This is a genomic window from Kitasatospora sp. NPDC005751 (genome assembly GCF_040630835.1).
Taxonomy (GTDB): Bacteria; Actinomycetota; Actinomycetes; order Streptomycetales; family Streptomycetaceae; genus Kitasatospora.
This window is the reverse complement of sequence record NZ_JBEXYC010000028.1, coordinates 1-17,390: the sequence shown is the minus strand read 5'-3', so window position 1 is coordinate 17,390 and position 17,390 is coordinate 1. Positions and strand designations below refer to the sequence as shown.

Below are 17,390 nucleotides of genomic sequence, written 5' to 3'. Positions count from 1 at the left end.
TGCCAGAGTCGCTCAGTCCTTAGTCAGATGTCCCCGTCCGGCGTGACACGATCGCGCCACTCTCCGGACTCTGTCACCCAAAGGGTACGCGCCCGCGCGCCACCTTCGCTCCGCCCCTGGTCAGCCCGGATGCGCGAAACCCCGGCCGGAGCGCCCGGCCGGGGTCCCGCGATGGCGTGCGCCGCCCTACTTGACGACCGTCAGCGGCAGGAGCTTCTTGCCCGTCGGGCCGATCTGGATGGCCGTGTCCATCTGAGGACAGACACCGCAGTCGAAGCACGGGGTCCAGCGGCAGTCGTCGACCTCGACCTCTTCGAGGGCGTCCTGCCAGTCCTCCCAGAGCCAGTCCTTGTCGAGGCCGCTGTCCAGGTGGTCCCAGGGCAGCACCTCCTCGTAGGTGCGCTCGCGGGTGGTGTACCAGTCGACGTCGACGCCGGTGCCGGCCAGGCCCTTCGCGGCCGAGGCCATCCAGCGGTCGTAGGAGAAGTGCTCGCGCCAGCCGTCGAAACGGCCGCCGTCCTCGTAGACCGCCCGGATGACGGCGCCGATCCGGCGGTCACCCCGGGAGAGCAGGCCCTCGACGATGCCGGGCTTGCCGTCGTGGTAGCGGTAGCCGATGTTCTTGCCGTACTTGCGGTCGCCGCGGATCGAGTCGCGCAGCTTGGCCAGCCGGGCGTCGGTGTCCTCGGCGGACAGCTGCGGGGCCCACTGGAACGGGGTGTGCGGCTTGGGCACGAATCCGCCGATCGAGACGGTGCAGCGGATGTCGTTCTGGCCGGTGACCTCGCGCCCCTTCTGGATGACGTTCTTCGCCATCTCACCGATCTGGAGGACGTCCTCGTCGGTCTCGGTGGGCAGGCCGCACATGAAGTACAGCTTCACCTGGCGCCAGCCGTTGCCGTACGCGGTGGAGACGGTGCGGATGAGGTCCTCCTCCGACACCATCTTGTTGATCACCTTGCGCATGCGCTCACTGCCGCCCTCGGGGGCGAAGGTGAGGCCCGAGCGGCGGCCGTTGCGGCTGAGCTCGTTGGCGAGGTCGATGTTGAAGGCGTCGACCCGGGTGGACGGCAGCGACAGACCGATCTTGTCCTCGGTGTAGCGGTCGGCCAGGCCCTTGGCGATGTCACCGATCTCGGTGTGGTCGGCGCTGGACAGCGACAGCAGGCCGACCTCCTCGAACCCGGTGGCCTTCAGCCCGCGCTCCACCATCTCGCCGATGCCGGTGATGCTTCGCTCCCGCACGGGGCGCGTGATCATGCCGGCCTGGCAGAAGCGGCAGCCGCGGGTGCAGCCGCGGAAGATCTCGACGGACATCCGCTCGTGCACGGTCTCGGCGAGCGGGACGAGCGGCTGCTTGGGGTAGGGCCACTCGTCGAGGTCCATCACGGTGTGCTTGGAGACCCGCCACGGCACGCCCGGCGCGTTCGGCACCACTCGGGCGATCCGGCCGTCGGCCAGGTACTCCACGTCGTAGAACCGGGGGACGTACACGCCGCCGGTGCGCGCCAGGCGCAGCAGCAGCTCGTCGCGCCCGCCCGGGCGGCCCTCGGCCTTCCAGCCGCGGACCAGCTCGGTGATGTCCAGGACGGCCTGCTCGCCGTCGCCCACCACCGCGCAGTCGATGAAGTCGGCGATCGGCTCGGGGTTGAACGCGGCGTGGCCGCCGGCCAGCACGATCGGGTCGTCCACCGTCCGGTCGCGGGCCTCCAGCGGGATGCCGGCCAGGTCGAGCGCGGTCAGCATGTTGGTGTAGCCGAGCTCGGTGGAGAACGAGAGCCCGAACACGTCGAAGGCCTTGACCGGCCGGTGCGCGTCCACGGTGAACTGCGGGACGTCGTGCTCGCGCATGAGCGCTTCGAGGTCCGGCCAGACGCTGTAGGTGCGCTCGGCGAGCACGCCCTCGCGCTCGTTGAGCACCTCGTAGAGGATCATGACGCCCTGGTTGGGCAGGCCGACCTCGTAGGCGTCGGGGTACATCAGCGCCCAGCGGACGTCGCAGGCGTCCCAGTCCTTGACGGTCGAGTTGAGCTCGCCGCCGACGTACTGGATCGGCTTCTGGACGTGCGGGAGGAGGGCCTCCAGGCGTGGGAAGACCGATTCGACAGTCATGTACTAGGAACCCTTACGACGTTGAATGGTGTCGCTGGCATCGGACCCGGTGGGGTGGTGCGCGACGGCTGGGAGGGGTGACCCTCAAGGGTAGCCGAATCCCGGGACGCTCCGGCCGGCCGCGGGCCTGGGCCGGCCCCCGAGCGGGGGTCGAATCGGCTGTTGACAGCCCCGGACGGCCCATGCGGTACTGGCAGGGCTCCGCCGGGAGGCCCTGCACGCCATCGGGACAAGGAAGTTGACCATGCACGACGGCACCGACACCGGCCTCCTGACATGACCGACACCGGCCGGCGGGTGCCCCAGTGCCACCCCGCGCCCGAGCAGGCGGACCGCTACCTCACGGTGGCCCGCGCCGAGGCGGCGGCCCGCCGGCTCGCCCGCCGCCATCCGGGCCGCTGCCGGCTGCGGGAGGTGGGCCGCTCCCGGGCCGGGCACCCGCTGCTGCTGCTCTCCGTGGACGCGGGCCCGGACGCCGTCCTGGTGGTCGGCGGCCCGCACCCCAACGAGCCGGTCGGCGTCAGCAGCGCCCTGCGGCTGGCCGAGCGGCTGCTGGACCACCCGCCCCGGCCGGGCGTCTCCTGGCACATCCTGCCCTGCCTGGACCCGGACGGCGCCGCGTTCAACGCCGGCTGGCTGGACGGCCCGCTCACTATGCGCCGCCACTACGAGCACTTCTTCCGGCCCTCCTTCGAGGAGCAGCCCGAGCTGCTGCCGCCCGCTGGCGCCGACCGCGCGCCGATGCCGGAGAGCCTGGCGCTGACCGGTCTGATCGACGAGCTGCGGCCGTTCCTGCAGTGCTCCCTGCACGGCGTGGACTTCGGCGGCGCCTTCGTGCAGCTCACCGGGCCCGTCCCGGGCCTGTCCGAGCGCTTCGGCCGCTCGGCGGCGCGCGGCGCCGTCCCGCTGGACGTCGACTCGTACGACGCGGTCGGCTGGGCCAGCCCCGCCCCCGGGACGTACCTGATGCCCGCGCCCGGCGGCTCCGGCCTGTCCCGGGCGCTCCCGGACGAGCCCGAGCTGTCCACCTGGTCGTACGCCGGCCGCCACGGCGGGGTGACGGCCGTCCTGGAGGTGCCGATGTGGGCCGTCGACGCGGTGGGGGACGGCCGCCGGCACCCGGCCGTCCGGCAGGCGGTCGGGACCGCCGCCCGGGTGCTGCGGGACCGCGCCGAGGAGCTGTCCGGCCTGCTCGTGCACGTCCCGCCGCACGCCCGCCGGGCCTACGGCCCGATGGTGCGCGCCGTGGAGTTCACGCTGGCGGTCTGCTCGCCGGTCGCCGACGAGTGGCTGGAGCAGTGGTGCGCCCAGCCGCTCACCGTCTCCCGGGTGACCACCGCCGGGCTCGCCGCCGCGCGGATCCCGCTGCGGGTGGCCTCGGTGCTGCTGCGCCTGCTGGCGGACACCGGGGGTCCGGCCGTGGACGCCGCCCGCGAGCGTGCGCTGGGGATCGTCACCGAGAGCCTGGACCAGTTGCGCCACCGCTTCGGCGCCCGCTGGGTGCCGGTGGAGGTCCAGACCGCCCACCAGACCCGCGCGGTGCTCGCCGCGGCCGCCTGCCTGCGCGGCCGGAGCCGGTAGCGGCGGGCCGCCCGCACGGCGGCGGGGCCGGTCCGGGGGGTGACCCCGGACCGGCCCCGCCGGTGCGTCCGTTCGCTCAGGCCGCTATCGGCCGCTGGCTCTGCACCGCCTGCAGCAGTCCGATCGCCACCCAGGTCGAGAACATCGACGACCCTCCGTAGGAGACGAACGGCAGCGGGATGCCGGCCACCGGCATGATGCCCAGGCACATCCCTATGTTCTCGAAGCCCTGGAAGGCGAACCAGGCGACCACCCCGGCGGCCACGATGGTGCCGTACAGGTCGGTGGCGTGCCGGGCGATCCGGCAGGCCCGCCAGAGCACCACGCCGAGCAGCACGATGATGGCCATCGCCCCGAGGAAGCCCAGCTCCTCGCCGGCCACCGTGAAGACGAAGTCGGTCTGCTGCTCCGGCACGAACTGCCCGGTGGTCTGCGTCCCGTGGAACAGGCCCTTGCCGGTGAGCCCGCCCGAGCCGATCGCGATCCGGGCCTGGGCGGTGTTGTAGCCCACTCCGGACGGGTCCAGCGCCGGGTTGGCGAAGGCCGCGAAGCGGTCGATCTGGTACTTGCTCAGCACCCCGAGCTTCCAGATCGCCACGCAGCCGCCGACGCCGGCCAGGATCAGCCCGAACACCCAGCGGTTGGCCGCGCCGGAGGCGAGCAGGATGCCCAGCACGATGACGGCCATGACCATCACCGACCCGGCGTCCGGCATCAGCATCACGATCGCCATCGGCACGGTGGCCCAGACCAGTCCGCGGAAGACCGCCCGGTGCGAGGGGAACTCCCGCTCCCCCGCGTCCACCTGGTCGGACAGCACCACGGCCATCGCCAGCACGATCGCCAGCTTGGCGAACTCGGCCGGCTGGACGGAGAAGCCGCCGCCGAGCTGGATCCAGGAGTGCTGGCCGTTGATGGTCGAGCCGAGCGGGCTCAGCGTGGCCACCAGCAGCAGGATCACCGCGACGTACAGGAACGGCACCACCGTGCGGAACCGCCGGCTCCCTATCCCTATCACCACCGCGCACAGCACCAGTCCGATCACCACGTTGGTGAGGTGCCGGAACAGGAAGTACTGCGGATCGCCGTGGGTGAGCGAGTCCCGCCCCCGGGTGGCGGACCAGACCAGCAGCGAGCTGCCCAGCGACAGCACCATCGCGGCCAGCAGCAGTATCCAGTCGATCCGCCAGAGCGGGGAGTCCTTGGCGAGGGCCTTCGAGACCCCGCTGCGCTGCGGGGCGAGCCGCAGCTGGCGGTACGAGCCGTAGGAGGTCATGTCCGGCTCCTTCCGGTGCTCCGGTTGGGCTCGACGGCGGCGGCGTCCACCGCGGCGAGCGCGATCGGCGGGCCGGCCGGCGGTGCCGGGTCCAGGAAGACCCGCGGCGAGCCGCCGGTCACGCCCGGGTCCCCAGCGGCGGCGGTGAAGCCGGCCGGCTTGATGATGGCGGTGCCGTCCGCGTTGAACTTCGGCAGCTCGGCCTGCGGCTTGGGCAGCAGTGCCTTGCCGTTGTCGATGTTGCCCTTGTCGTCGACGCCGTAGAGCGACTGGTAGATCCGTCGGATCGCGTCGCCGGAGCCGCCGGAGCCGGTGCCGCCCTGGCTTATCGTCATCACGACCGCGTAGTCGCCGCTGTAGGTGGTCAGCCACGAGGTGGTCTGCTTGCCCTCGACCTCGGCGGTGCCGGTCTTGGCGTGCAGCTCGATCTTGCCCTGCGGCCAGCCGGCGCCGGTGAACTTCCAGGCGGCGGTACCGCTGGTGACGACGCCCGCGGTGGCCTGGTCGATGTAGCTCAGCAGCTTCTGGTCGCCGGGGAACTTGGCGTCCTCGTGCGGGGCGATCTCGCGGACGAGCTCCCCGCCCGGGCTTATCACCGCCTTGGCGACGGTCGGCCGGTAGAAGGTGCCGCCGTTGGCGAGCGCCGAGTAGATCCGGGCCATCTGGATCGGGGTGACGAGGGTGTCGCCCTGGCCGATCGCGAAGTTGACCGAGTCCCCGGCGCGCATCTGGTAGCCGTCGACGCAGTTCTCCCGGGCGATCTGGTCGGAGAAGGTGTTGCCACCCTTCTCCGCCTGCCGGCACCAGGCGTCCTTGTTGTTGTCGTAGAAGGACTGCTTCCACTGCCGGTCCGGCACCCGGCCGGTGACCTCGCTGGGCAGGTCGATGCCGGTCTTGGCGCCGAGGCCGAACTGGTGGGCGGTCTTGAAGAACCAGTCGGCGGTCTCCTTCTTCGGCTTGATGCCGCCGTCCTTCATCCACTGGTCGTAGGCCAGCCCGTAGAAGACGGTGTCGCAGGAGACTTCGAGCGCCTTCTCCAGCGTGATCGAGCCGAAGCTCTCGCTCTCGAAGTTCTTGAACTCACGGCCGCCGATGGTCATGCTCTTCGGGCACGGGTACGTCCCGTCCAGCGAGTAGCCGGCCTGCACGGCGGCGGTGGTGGAGATGACCTTGAAGGTCGAGCCGGGCGCGGACTGACCCTGTATGGCCCGGTTCAGCAGCGGGAAGTTGGAGTCCTTGCTGGTCAGTGCCTGGTAGTCCTTGCCGGAGATACCGCCCTGCCAGAGGTTGGGGTCGTACGTCGGCGCGCTGGCCATCGCCACGATCCGCCCGGTGTGCACGTCCATGACGACCGCGGCGCCGGAGTCGGCCTCGTAGTTGCGGTTGGTCACCTTGTCGAAGGTCTTCCTGGCGTCGTTCATCGCCTGCGCCAGGTTGTCCTCGACGACCTTCTGCACCCGGGCGTCGATGCTGGTCACCAGGTTGTTGCCGGTCTGCGGCTCGACGATGCCGGCGTTGCCGATCACCCGGCCGAGGTTGTCCACCTCCAGCTTGGTGATCCCGGCCGTCCCGCGCAGGTCGCGGTCGTACACCGACTCCAGGCCGGCGCGGCCGATCTGGTCGGCCGGCAGGTAGCGGTCCAGGCCGGTCTTGTCGGCGGTCTTGCTGACCTCCTCGTCCGTCACCGGCGAGAGGTAGCCGAGCACCTGGGCCATGTTGGCGCCCTCGACGCCGGTGTAGTGGCGCACGGCGGTGGGCTGCGCGGTCACCCCGGGGAAGTCCTCGCGGCGCTCCATCATCTGCAGCGCCTGCTGGGTGGTCGCCTCCTTGGTGACCGGGATCGGCTGGTACGGCGAGCCGTTCCAGCACGGCTGCGGCGTCTTGGCGTCGCAGAGCCGGACCTTCTCCTGGACGTCCTTGGCCGGCATGCCGAGCACCTCGGCGAGCCGGCCCAGCACCGCCTTGCCGCCGTCCTTCTGCTGGAGCAGCGAGGTGCGGCTGACCGAGACCACCAGCCGGGTCTCGTTGCCGGCCAGGATGCGGCCCGAGGCGTCGAGGATCTCGCCGCGCACGGCGGGTTCGACGACCTCGCGGATGTGGTTGCCGGTCGCCTTGGCGGTGTAGACGCTGGCGTTGCGGATCTGCAGGTACCAGAGCCGGCCACCGAGGGTGGCGAGCAGCGACAGCACCAGGATCTGCAGTACCACCAGACGGATCGTCACCCGCCGGGTACGGCCGGTCTCGGGGATGTTGCTCACGTCTCGTGCGCTCCAGAGTGCGGGGTTCCGGGGTTCATGGGCGGGGGCGGGGGCTACGGCCGCTTGGCGAAGCCGAGCGAGCGCCGCTTCTTGTAGCCCGGCCCGGACGAGGTCTCACGGGTCGTCCGGTAGCGGGCGAGCGTGCCCAGCCCGGGGCCGCCCTCGTCGTCACCGGCCGCGGCGGCCACCGGGTCGCGCCCGAAGCGGCGGCCGATCAGCATCACCGCCGGGACGACGAACGGCGCCAGCAGCAGGTCGTACAGCAGGGCGGTGAGCACCAGGCTGCCGAGGCCGACGTGGCGGGCGGCGGTGTCGCCGACCAGGGCGCCGACCATCGCGTACAGCAGGGTGGAGGCGACCGCCGCGGCGGCCACCACCAGCAGCGCGCTGGAGACCGAGCGCTGCCGACCGTGGTCGGGGCGCAGCAGTCCGGCGGCGTAGCCCATCAGGCAGAGCACCAGCGCGTAGCGGCCGATCGCGTGGTCGGACGGCGGCGCGAGGTCGGCCAGCAGGCCGGCGGCGAAGCCCACCAGGCAACCGCCGGTCGGCCCGTAGACCATCGCCAGGCCGACCACCACGAGGAGCAGTATGTCCGGTGTGGCGCCCGGGAGTTGGAGCCTGCCGAAGACGCTGACCTGAAGGATCAGGCCGAGCAGGACGAGGACGGCGGTGACGGGGACGCGGGCGAGGCGCATGGTTCAGTTCCCCCCAGTGGTCTTGGCGGGCGGGGCGGCGGCGGCCGGGACGGCGGGCGCGGCCGGGGCCGGTGCCGCCGCCTGGCCCTGGGCGGCCGGGGCCGGCGGCAGGACGGCGTCGCGCGGGTCGGTGCGCGGCGGCACGACCACCACGCCGACCAGGTCGAGCCGGGTGAACTGGACGAAGGGCTCGACCAGGATCGTCTTGGTCAGCTGGCCCGGGGTCGCCTCGACCTGGACCACCTTGCCGACCGGGACTCCGGGCACGAACGGGCGGCCGCTCTGCGAGCCGAAGGTGACCAGCCGGTCGCCCTCCTTCACCTGGGCCTTGCCGTTCAGCAGGGAGACCTTCATCGCGCTGGTGCCGCCGCCGGAGGCGAAGCCGATCTCCCCGGTGCCCTCCAGCCGGGCCCCGGCGCTGAAGCCCGGGTCGGAGGCGAGCAGGACGGTGGAGGTGGTCGGGGCGACGGTGGTGATCCGGCCGACCAGGCCCTGGCCGTTGATCACCGTCATGTCCCGGGTGAGGCCGTCGTCACCGCCGGCGTCGATGGTGATGGTCCAGGAGAAGCCCTGCGCCGGCCCGATCGCGATCACCTGGGCGGCCTTGACGGTGTACCCGCCGGAGCCGGCGGTGCGCAGCAGGTCGTCGAGTTGCTTGGTGCGTCCGCCGGCCATGTCGGAGGAGGCCAGCTTCTGGCGCAGCTCGGTGTTCTCGCGGGCCAGCTGGTCGGTGCGGCCGCTGTGGCCGGTGGCGTCGCGGAAGGCGCGGACGGTGTCGGCCACCGGGTCGACCACCGTGGCGGCGCCGCGCTCGACCGGGCCGAGGACGCCTGCGGCGGCGCGCCGGGCGCCGCCGAGCGGCGAACTCTCGCCGCCCTTGATGTCCACGGTGATCAGCGCGAAGGCGACGGCCACCAGCAGGATGAGCAGCAGCCGGCTCTCTCGTGTGTCCCTCACGGTGCTGGTACTGCCCCTTCGTACCTGGCCGCCCACCCGGGCTGTGGGCCCGGGCGGGGGCCGTTCAGTTGACTACAAGGTCTGACGTCTCTGCTAACGGCGCGGCTGGGCGTCGAGTACCTGCTGGAGGGCCTCGAACTCCTCGACGCACTTGCCGGAGCCGAGCGCCACGGAGTCCAGCGGGTTCTCGGCGATGTGGATCGGCATGCCGGTCTCGCGGCGCAGCCGCTCGTCCAGGCCGCGCAGCAGGGCGCCGCCGCCGGTGAGCACGATGCCGCGGTCCATGACGTCGCCGGCGAGCTCGGGCGGGCACTGGTCGAGGGTGGTCTTGACCGCGTCGATGATCGAGTTGACCGGCTCGTCGATGGCCTCGCGGACCTCGGCCGCCGAGATGACGACGGTCTTGGGCAGGCCGCTGACCAGGTCGCGGCCGCGGATCTCGGCGTGCTCGTCCTTCTCGCCCTCCAGCGCGAAGGCGGAGCCGATGCTCATCTTGATCTGCTCGGCGCTGCGCTCGCCCAGGAGGAGCGAGTACTCCTTCTTGATGTGCTGGACGATCGCGTTGTCCAGCTCGTCGCCGGCCACCCGGATCGACTGCGCGGTGACGATGCCGCCGAGCGAGATCACGGCCACCTCGGTGGTGCCGCCGCCGATGTCGACCACCATGTTGCCGGTGGCCTCGTGGACCGGCAGGCCGGCGCCGATCGCGGCCGCCATCGGCTCCTCGATGATGTGCACCTGGCGCGCGCCGGCCTGCGAGGAGGCCTCGATCACGGCGCGGCGCTCGACCCCGGTGATGCCCGAGGGAACGCAGACCACGACGCGGGGGCGGGCCAGGTAGCGGCGGCGGTGGATCTTGAGGATGAAGTAGCGGAGCATCCGCTCGGTGATCTCGAAGTCGGCGATCACGCCGTCCTTGAGCGGGCGGATGGCGACGATGTTGCCGGGCGTGCGGCCGATCATCTTCTTGGCCTCGGCGCCGACCGCCAGGATGCCGCCGGTGTTGGTGTTGACCGCGACCACGGACGGCTCGTTGAGCACGATCCCCTTGCCCCTGACGTACACCAGCGTGTTGGCGGTTCCGAGGTCGATCGCCAGATCGCGGCCGATGAACGACAGGTTGGTTGCCATGGGGTGTAGGTGCCTTCCCGGGCTCGGAGTCATTGCGGGGGGTGGACGAGGGAGCACGCCCACGGCTTGGGCGAAGACGAGCTGACCAGCCGTACCGGGCCCATGAGTCGCGTCCATCGTAGTCACGCCCGCCAGTACGGACGTCGACGTGGGGCATACCGTCCATTGTCCGGAGCGTGATCGCTTCTCCGAGCATTGGGACGCCGTGTCGGCGTCCCCAGTTCCCTATTTCACGATAAGAATGCCCCGGCCGGGCCAATGGTCCCGACCGGGGCACCCGAAGGTCCTGGGTGGTTCTCAGGCGTGCGTCGGGAAGAAGATCTTGATCTCGCGCTCGGCGGACTCCGTGGAGTCGGAGGCGTGGATCAGGTTCTCCCGGGTGATCGTCGCGTAGTCGCCGCGGATGGTGCCGGCACCGGCCTCCAGCGGGTTGGTCGCACCGGCCAGCATCCGGATGCCGGGGACGACCTCCTCGCCCTCGACGATCAGCGCGATCGACGGACCGGAGGTCATGAACTCCAGCAGCGGCTCGTAGAACGGGCGGCCGACGTGCTCCGCGTAGTGCTGCTCCAGCGTCGCCCGGTCGAAGGTCCGCAGCTCGACGGCGGCGAGCCGCCAGCCGGCCTTGCGCTCGATGCGGCTGATGATCTCGCCGGCCAGGCCGCGCTTGACGGCGTCGGGCTTGAGCAGGACGAGAGTGCGCTGGGACACGGTGCGTCTCCTGGGAATTCGGTTCGGCGCGCACCCGGTTCGCGGTGCGGAGTGCGACTACCGCAGAGGTTACCTTGCGTGAGCAGCGGGCCTTGGGCGAGCCCGGGCCCTATGCCGCCGGGACCGCGCCGGCCGCGCGGGCGGCCTTGAACTCGTCGATCTTCCGGCCGTAGTGCACCGAGCACCACCAGAGTCCGGCGAAGACCACGCCCAGGCCGAACATGGTCGGCAGGATGAAGCCGCTGGCGATCAGGCCGAGCTGGAGCACCCAGCCGATCGCGACCGCGCCGGGGCGGGTGATCATGCCGCAGAGCAGCACGCACAGCGCCATCGCGATGCCCGTCACGGTCCAGACGGTGGCGGTCGGCACGTCGGACAGCTGCATGGCCACCAGCCCGGCGAAGAGCGCCAGCAGCGCCTCGCCGATCAGCGTCGAGGAACAGAGCGTCCTCATCGTCACTTCCTCCCGAGCAGCAGGCGGGCCTCGCCCACCGTGATGACCGAACCGGTGACCAGTACCCCGGCGCCGCCGAGGTCCCCGTCCTCCTCGGCGAGGGTGACGGCGGCGGCGATGGCATCGTCGAGCCGGGGCTCGACCTGGACGCGGTCCTCGCCGAAGACCTCGACGGCGAGCGCGGCCAGCGCGTCCGCGTCCATCGCGCGGTGGGTGGAGTTCTGGGTGATGACGACCTCGGCCAGGATCGGCTCGAAGGCCTCCAGCAGGCCGGCCACGTCCTTGTCGCCGCTGGTGCCGATCACGCCGACGAGCCGGGTGAAGCCGAAGGACTCGCCGATCGCGGCCACCGTGGCGTGCGCGCCGTCCGGGTTGTGCGCGGCGTCCAGGACGATGGTCGGGCTGCGGCGGACGACCTCCAGGCGGCCCGGCGAGGCGACGCCGGAGAACGCCTGCCGCACCTTGTCCGCGTCCAGCTGCCCGCCGCGCGCGCCGCCGACACCGAAGAAGGCCTCGACCGCCGCGAGCGCGAGCGCCGCGTTCTGCGCCTGGTGGGCGCCGTGCAGCGGGAGGAAGACGTCCGTGTACTCCTCGCCGCCGAGCCCGCGCAGCGTCACCAGCTGGCCCCCGATGGCGACCTCACGGCGGATCACCCCGAACTCCATGCCCTCGCGGGCCACCGTCGCGTCCACCTCGACGGCGCGCCGCAGGATGTTCTGGGCGGCGTCCAGCTGCTGCTGGGCGACGACCGCGATGGAGCCCGGCTTGATGATCCCGGACTTCTCGACCGCGATCTCGCCGGTGGTCTCGCCCAGCTTGTCGGTGTGGTCCAGCGAGATCGGGGCGATCACCGCGACGGCGGCGTCGATCACGTTGGTGGCGTCCCAGGAGCCGCCCATGCCGACCTCGATCACGCCGACGTCCACCGGGGCGTCGGCGAAGGCCGCGTAGGCCATGCCGGTCAGCACCTCGAAGAAGGACATCGCGACCGGCTCGCGCTCGTCGACCATCCGGACGTAGGGCTCGATGTCCCGGTAGACCTCGACGAACCGCTCGGGGGTGATCGGGGCGCCGTCCAGGCTGATCCGCTCGGTGACGGACTCCACGTGCGGGCTGGTGTAGCGGCCGGTGCGCAGCTCGAAGGTGTTGAGCAGCTGCTCGACCATCCGCGCGGTGGAGGTCTTGCCGTTGGTGCCGGTGATGTGGATCGAGGGGAAGGACCGCTGGGGCTGGCCCAGGATGTCCATCAGCGCCTCGATCCGGTCGAGCGAGGGCTCCAGCTTGTTCTCAGGCCAGCGCTTGGAGAGTTCCACCTCGACGTCGCGCAGGGCGTCGCCGGAGCCGTCGTCGGCGGGGCGGAGGGTGTACGGGTTCGGGTCGGCCTTGTCGCTCACGAGCACAGTCTACGGAGCGGCGTCGCGCGCTCCCGACGGGGTGAGAACCACCACTTTGCCCTGACTTTCCGATTCACCCGATTTACTATTGATTCAGCGAGTTCAGACGGCAATGAAGCATCGATTCGCACCCCAGGGAGACGCATCACCTTTGATCACCAGGAGGACAGTCCCATGCCCGACGCCCTGCGCGAGTCGTTCCTGGTCCATCGGAGCGGTGTCGTCCAGCTCGCCGAGCTGCTGTCGCTGGTGCTCCTCGCCTACATGGTCCTGGTGTTCGGCCGCTTCCTCCTCTACTGGGCCGGCTCCCGGCACGCCTTCCGGCACGACCGGCCCGCCGAGCCGGGCGATCCGGCCGCCTTCCAGTGGCACCTGCTGATCCCCTGCCGGGACGAGGAGGCCGTCGTCACCCAGACCCTCGCCGGGCTGCGCGCCGCCGCCCCCGAGGCGCACCTGTGGGTGATCGACGACGACAGCGAGGACCGCACCCGAGAGCTGGTCCTGGCCGCCGCGGAGCGGGACGACCGGATCCACCTCGTCCAGCGCCGCCGTCCGCACGCGCGGATCGGCAAGGGCGCCGCGCTCAACGCCGCCTACCGGAGCGTCGACGCCTGGCTGCCCGAGGACGCCGACCGCGCCCGGGTGATCATCGGCGTCGTCGACGCCGACGGCGAGCTGGAGCCGGGCACCCTGGGCCTGGTCTGCTCCGACCACGCGCTGGCCCGCCCCGACACCGGCGCCGTGCAGATCGGCGTCCGGATGCGCAACGCGGACGACGAACGGCCGCTGCCCGGCCGCGGCCGGACCGCCAACGCGCTGGCCCGCGCGCTGGTCCGGATGCAGGACGTCGAGTTCCAGGCCAACAACGCCGGCATGCAGCTGCTGCGCCGGCGCACCGGCAGCGTCGGTCTCGGCGGAAACGGCCAGTTCGTCCGGCTCACCGCGCTGGACTCGCTCACCGCCGACGAAGGCCGCGAGGGCCGCCCCTGGCCGGAGCGGGCCCTCCTGGAGGACTACGAGTCCGGTCTCGAACTGCGGCTGGCCGGGTGGCGGTTGACACACGTGACGGAGGCCCGGGTGTCCCAGGAGGGGCTGGTCTCGCTCCGCCGCTTCCTCACCCAGCGCACCCGGTGGGCCCAGGGCAACATGCAGTGCCTGCGCTACACCGGGCGGGTGCTGCGCTCGCCGCACTACCGCTGGGCCGGCAAGGCCGAGGTGCTGTACACCTTCCTGCAGCCGGTGGTCTGCGTGCTGCTGGTGGTGCTCACCCCGCTGTCGCTCGGGATCACGGCCGCCGGACTGGCGCTGTTCCCCGAGGACACCGTCGACTTCCAGGCCCGGTTCGGGCCGCTGATGGCCGCCGCCTTCGTGATCGCGACGCTGCCGATGGTGCTCTGGGGCTTCGCCTACCGCCGGCGCGTGCACCCCGACCGGAGCCGGCTCACCGGCCTGCTCTGGGGCGTCCTGGTCTGGCTCTACGCCTACCACCTGTTCCTGGTCGCCACCCGGGCCGCCGTCCGCCTGCTGCTCGGCCGCAACGGCTGGGCCAAGACCAGGCGCAACGCCGAGAAGGTCGCGGTGGGCGCCCCCACCGCCCTCGAAACCTGAGCCGCGCCGGCTCCGCCCTCCACCCGCTTGCGCCTCGGCGTCCTCGACACCCTCGATGCCCGCAGGCGATCCCGCCGTCCCGCCCAGACCCGTCCGGAGTTCCACCGTGTCCCCGTGCCTTCCCCCGCTGCCGCCCGCCAGTGTCGCCGTCGTCCTCGGCACCCGCCCCGAGCTGGTCAAGCTCGCCCCGCTGATCCACGAGCTCGGCGCCGCGACCCGGCTGGTGCACACCGGCCAGCACTGGGACGAGGCGCTGTCCGGCCGCTTCCTGCGCGACCTCGACCTGCCCCGGCCGGAGCTGCTGACCGGGGTCGGCGGCCGCCCGCGTGCCGGCCAGATCGCCCAGTCGCTCGGCCAGCTGGACGCCGCCTTCGCCGAGGACCGGCCCGCCGCCGTCGTCGTCCAGGGCGACACCAACGCCACCCTGGCCGGCGCGCTGGCCGCCAACGCCCGGGAGATCCCGCTGGTGCACGTCGAGGCCGGGCTGCGCAGCTTCGACCGGGCGATGCCCGAGGAGCACAACCGGGTGATGGTCGACCACGTCTCCGACCTGCTCTGCGCCGCCACCGCGGAGAACGCGGCCAACCTGCGCGCCGAGTCGCTGGACGAGGAACGGATCACCGTCACCGGCAACACCGTCGTCGAGGTGGTCCACCGCCGGCTGCCCGACCGGGCCGCCCGGGCCGCGCTGCTGGCCGCGCACGGGCTGGAGCCGGACGGCTACGTCCTGGCCACCGTGCACCGGCCGGAGAACACCGACAGCGCCGAGGCCCTGGGCGCCGTCCTCGCCGAACTGGACCGGATCGCCCGGGCCGGCACCCCCGTCCTGTTCCCGATGCACCCGCGGACCGCGGCCGCCGTCGAGCGGTTCGCGCTGGACGGCCTGCTGGAGCGGATCGCCGTGACCGCGCCGGTCGGGTACGCGGAGTTCCTGGGCCTGGCCCGGCACGCGGCACTGCTGGTCTCCGACTCCGGCGGGGTCCAGGAGGAGTGCACCGTACTCGGCCGCCCGCTGCTGGTGGTGCGCCGCTCCACCGAACGCCCGGAGGCCGTCGACGCGGGGTTCGCCGCCCTGGTCGCCCCCGGCGAGGAGCTCGGCGGGCTGGCCCGGACCTGGCTGGCCGACACCCCCGAGCGGCTCGCCCGGCTGGCGGCCACCCCGAGCCCGTACGGCGACGGCCTGGCCTCCGCCCGGATCGCCCGGCTCACGGCAGGGCTCGCCGCGCGGTCGGAGCCCGCCGCCGCCTGACGCCCGGACAGGCACTCTTGACAGCCGGATTGGTCTACTCCACCTTGTGAGGGCAAGTCTCCTCCCCCGACAGGGACTTGAGATGTCGGTAGCTCCCGCACCAGCGACAGCCGGACGGCTCTCCCCCACGTGAGCCGACGGTCTCCCCCCACAGGAGATGGAGTCATGCCACCTGCCCGACACCGGCGCGCCCGCGTCGTCCACACCCTGCTCGCCGGCGCCTCGGCGATCGCCCTGGGCCTGAGCGGCCTGGTCGTCGCCACCAGCGCCTCCGGCGCGGCGACCGCCGACGTCGACGTGATCGACAACGGCGGCTTCGAGGCCGCCGACCACCTCGGCCACTGGACCTGTCCGTCCGGCGCCGCCGCGGACACCGCCACCGTCCACTCCGGCTCGTACGCGCTGCGCGCCACCCCGGGCTCGGGCGACACCGGCGAGTGCACCCAGACCGTCACCGTGAAGCCCTCGTCCACGTACGCCCTGAGCGCCTGGGTGCAGGGCTCCTACGTCTACCTCGGCGCCCGCGGCACCGGCGGCACGGACCCCGGCACCTGGACCAACTCGGCGGGCTGGTCCAAGCTCTCCACCACCTTCACCACCGGGGCCGCCACCACCAGCGTCACGGTCTACCTGCACGGCTGGTACGGCCAGCCCTCCTACCTGGCCGACGACGTCTCGCTGATCGGGCCGGGCGACCCGAAGCCCACCCCGACCGGGACCGCGACCCCCACCGCGACGCCGACCACGACCACGACCCCGACGCCCACCGGGACGCCGACGGTCACGCCGACCGTCACGCCGACCCGGCCGGGGCTGCCCAAGCACCTGCTCACCGGCTACTGGCAGAACTTCGACAACACCGCCACGGTGCAGCGGATCAGCGACGTCCCGGCCGCGTACGACATCATCGCGGTCTCCTTCGCGGACGCCACCGGCACACCCGGGGGCCTGAGCTTCACCCTGGACCCGGCCCTGTCGGCCAAGCTCGGCGGCTACACCGACGCGCAGTTCAAGGCCGACATCGCGGCCAAGAAGGCGGCCGGCAAGAAGGTGGTGCTCTCGATCGGCGGCCAGAACGGCACCGTCTCGGTGAACAGCTCCGCCTCGGCCACCACCTTCGCCAACACCGCCTGGGCCCTGATGCAGAGCTACGGCTTCGACGGGATCGACATCGACCTGGAGAACGGCGTCAGCGCCACCTACATGGGCCAGGCCCTGCACGCGCTGGCGGCGAAGGCGGGCAGCGGGTTCGTCCTCACCATGGCGCCGCAGACCATCGACATGCAGTCGACCGGGATGGAGTACTTCAAGCTGGCGCTGAACGTGAAGGACATCCTCACCATCGTCAACATGCAGTACTACAACTCCGGCGCGATGCTCGGCTGCGACGGGCAGGTGTACTCGCAGGGCAGCGTCAACTTCCTGACCGCGCTCGCCTGCATCCAGCTCAAGGGCGGACTGCGGCCCGACCAGGTCGGGCTCGGGGTGCCCGCCTCCACCAGCGCGGCGGGCGGCGGGTACGTCAGCCCGTCCGTGGTGAACAACGCCCTGGACTGCCTGGCCGCCGGCACCAACTGCGGGAGCTTCAAGCCCGACTCCAAGTGGCCCGGCATCGGCGGGGCGATGACCTGGTCGACCAACTGGGACGCCAAGGCCGGCGGCGGCATCGCCGGCACCGTCGGCTCGCACCTGCACGCGATGCCGTAGGCGCGGCCCCGTGGGCCCGGGCCGGGTCTCAGCTTGGCGTTTATCCACGCACGTCACTCGACCTGCTGATCTGCGGTTCTTCCCGGGACAGCAGAGGCGGCCGTTCTCCACGCTTCGAGGTGTTGAGTCACGAAGCACAAGAGAACGGCCGCTGTGTATGAGTCTGCCTGCCGATGTGCCCGCTGGTGATGCATTGGGCGTCCTGTCCCGCTTTCGGGTCGAGTTCTACGAATGCCTTTACGCCCGCGCGGATGTGC

At 71.9% G+C, this 17,390-nt stretch carries 13 protein-coding genes; 4 read left to right on the top strand and 9 right to left on the bottom strand.

The window, feature by feature from the left end:
- Positions 1 to 186: 186 nt before the first annotated feature.
- The gene (locus ABZ497_RS23425; RefSeq protein WP_359808015.1) at positions 187 to 2,112 is read right to left on the bottom strand and encodes a TIGR03960 family B12-binding radical SAM protein; all 1,926 of its coding nucleotides are present in this window, start codon (positions 2,110 to 2,112) and stop codon (positions 187 to 189) included.
- A gap of 276 nt (positions 2,113 to 2,388) precedes the next feature.
- On the opposite strand from ABZ497_RS23425, the gene ABZ497_RS23420 reads away from it, so the two are divergent.
- Positions 2,389 to 3,693, top strand: a complete 1,305-nt coding sequence (locus ABZ497_RS23420) for a M14 family zinc carboxypeptidase (protein WP_329487626.1) — start codon at positions 2,389 to 2,391, stop codon at positions 3,691 to 3,693.
- Positions 3,694 to 3,769: 76 nt separating this feature from the next.
- Here ABZ497_RS23420 and rodA read toward each other — a convergent pair whose 3' ends face one another.
- From rodA to ABZ497_RS23380, 8 genes are all read right to left on the bottom strand, one after another.
- Complete coding sequence (rodA, locus tag ABZ497_RS23415; protein WP_352289164.1) at positions 3,770 to 4,969, bottom strand: rod shape-determining protein RodA; 1,200 nt, start codon at positions 4,967 to 4,969, stop codon at positions 3,770 to 3,772.
- Positions 4,966 to 7,227 (bottom strand): penicillin-binding protein 2, encoded by a 2,262-nt coding sequence (mrdA, locus tag ABZ497_RS23410; protein ID WP_329487628.1) that lies wholly within the window; start codon positions 7,225 to 7,227, stop codon positions 4,966 to 4,968. The genes rodA and mrdA overlap by 4 nt, the downstream gene beginning before the upstream one ends.
- Positions 7,228 to 7,280: 53 nt before the next feature.
- Positions 7,281 to 7,922 (bottom strand): rod shape-determining protein MreD, encoded by a 642-nt coding sequence (mreD, locus tag ABZ497_RS23405; protein WP_329487629.1) that lies wholly within the window; start codon positions 7,920 to 7,922, stop codon positions 7,281 to 7,283.
- Positions 7,923 to 7,925: 3 nt separating this feature from the next.
- A complete protein-coding gene (gene mreC / locus ABZ497_RS23400) occupies positions 7,926 to 8,879 on the bottom strand; it encodes a rod shape-determining protein MreC (RefSeq protein WP_359808014.1) in 954 nt (317 codons plus the stop codon).
- Positions 8,880 to 8,972: 93 nt separating this feature from the next.
- Positions 8,973 to 9,998 carry a rod shape-determining protein gene (locus ABZ497_RS23395; protein WP_305067939.1) on the bottom strand — a complete coding sequence of 342 codons (1,026 nt, stop codon included), beginning with the start codon at positions 9,996 to 9,998 and terminating at the stop codon, positions 8,973 to 8,975.
- 309 nt (positions 9,999 to 10,307) lie between these two features.
- Positions 10,308 to 10,721, bottom strand: coding sequence for a nucleoside-diphosphate kinase (gene ndk / locus ABZ497_RS23390; protein ID WP_329487631.1), 414 nt, complete (start codon positions 10,719 to 10,721; stop codon positions 10,308 to 10,310).
- A 109-nt stretch (positions 10,722 to 10,830) separates the two neighbouring features.
- Positions 10,831 to 11,175, bottom strand: a complete 345-nt coding sequence (locus ABZ497_RS23385; RefSeq protein WP_329487632.1) for a DUF4233 domain-containing protein — start codon at positions 11,173 to 11,175, stop codon at positions 10,831 to 10,833.
- 2 nt (positions 11,176 to 11,177) lie between these two features.
- Positions 11,178 to 12,569: a folylpolyglutamate synthase/dihydrofolate synthase family protein gene (locus ABZ497_RS23380; RefSeq protein WP_359808012.1), complete on the bottom strand. Its 1,392-nt coding sequence runs from the start codon at positions 12,567 to 12,569 to the stop codon at positions 11,178 to 11,180.
- Positions 12,570 to 12,743: 174 nt separating this feature from the next.
- Between ABZ497_RS23380 and ABZ497_RS23375 the strand changes: the two genes are divergently transcribed.
- From ABZ497_RS23375 to ABZ497_RS23365, 3 genes are all read left to right on the top strand, one after another.
- On the top strand, positions 12,744 to 14,177 hold the full coding sequence (locus ABZ497_RS23375) for a glycosyltransferase family 2 protein (RefSeq protein ID WP_352289173.1): 1,434 nt from the start codon (positions 12,744 to 12,746) through the stop codon (positions 14,175 to 14,177).
- Between the two features lie 106 nt (positions 14,178 to 14,283).
- Positions 14,284 to 15,426 carry a UDP-N-acetylglucosamine 2-epimerase (non-hydrolyzing) gene (wecB, locus tag ABZ497_RS23370; RefSeq protein WP_359808010.1) on the top strand — a complete coding sequence of 381 codons (1,143 nt, stop codon included), beginning with the start codon at positions 14,284 to 14,286 and terminating at the stop codon, positions 15,424 to 15,426.
- A 165-nt stretch (positions 15,427 to 15,591) separates the two neighbouring features.
- Positions 15,592 to 17,133, top strand: coding sequence for a glycosyl hydrolase family 18 protein (locus ABZ497_RS23365; RefSeq protein WP_359808008.1), 1,542 nt, complete (start codon positions 15,592 to 15,594; stop codon positions 17,131 to 17,133).
- Positions 17,134 to 17,390 lie beyond the last annotated feature (257 nt).

What these genes read in the sequence shown, in the direction of transcription:
- ABZ497_RS23425 (WP_359808015.1), bottom strand. Translation starts at nt 2,112, where the DNA reads ATGACTGTCGAATCGGTCTTCCCACGCCTGGAGGCCCTCCTCCCGCAC.
- ABZ497_RS23420 (WP_329487626.1), top strand. Translation starts at nt 2,389, where the DNA reads ATGACCGACACCGGCCGGCGGGTGCCCCAGTGCCACCCCGCGCCCGAG.
- rodA (WP_352289164.1), bottom strand. Translation starts at nt 4,969, where the DNA reads ATGACCTCCTACGGCTCGTACCGCCAGCTGCGGCTCGCCCCGCAGCGC.
- mreD (WP_329487629.1), bottom strand. Translation starts at nt 7,922, where the DNA reads ATGCGCCTCGCCCGCGTCCCCGTCACCGCCGTCCTCGTCCTGCTCGGC.
- ABZ497_RS23385 (WP_329487632.1), bottom strand. Translation starts at nt 11,175, where the DNA reads ATGAGGACGCTCTGTTCCTCGACGCTGATCGGCGAGGCGCTGCTGGCG.
- ABZ497_RS23375 (WP_352289173.1), top strand. Translation starts at nt 12,744, where the DNA reads ATGCCCGACGCCCTGCGCGAGTCGTTCCTGGTCCATCGGAGCGGTGTC.
- ABZ497_RS23365 (WP_359808008.1), top strand. Translation starts at nt 15,592, where the DNA reads ATGCCACCTGCCCGACACCGGCGCGCCCGCGTCGTCCACACCCTGCTC.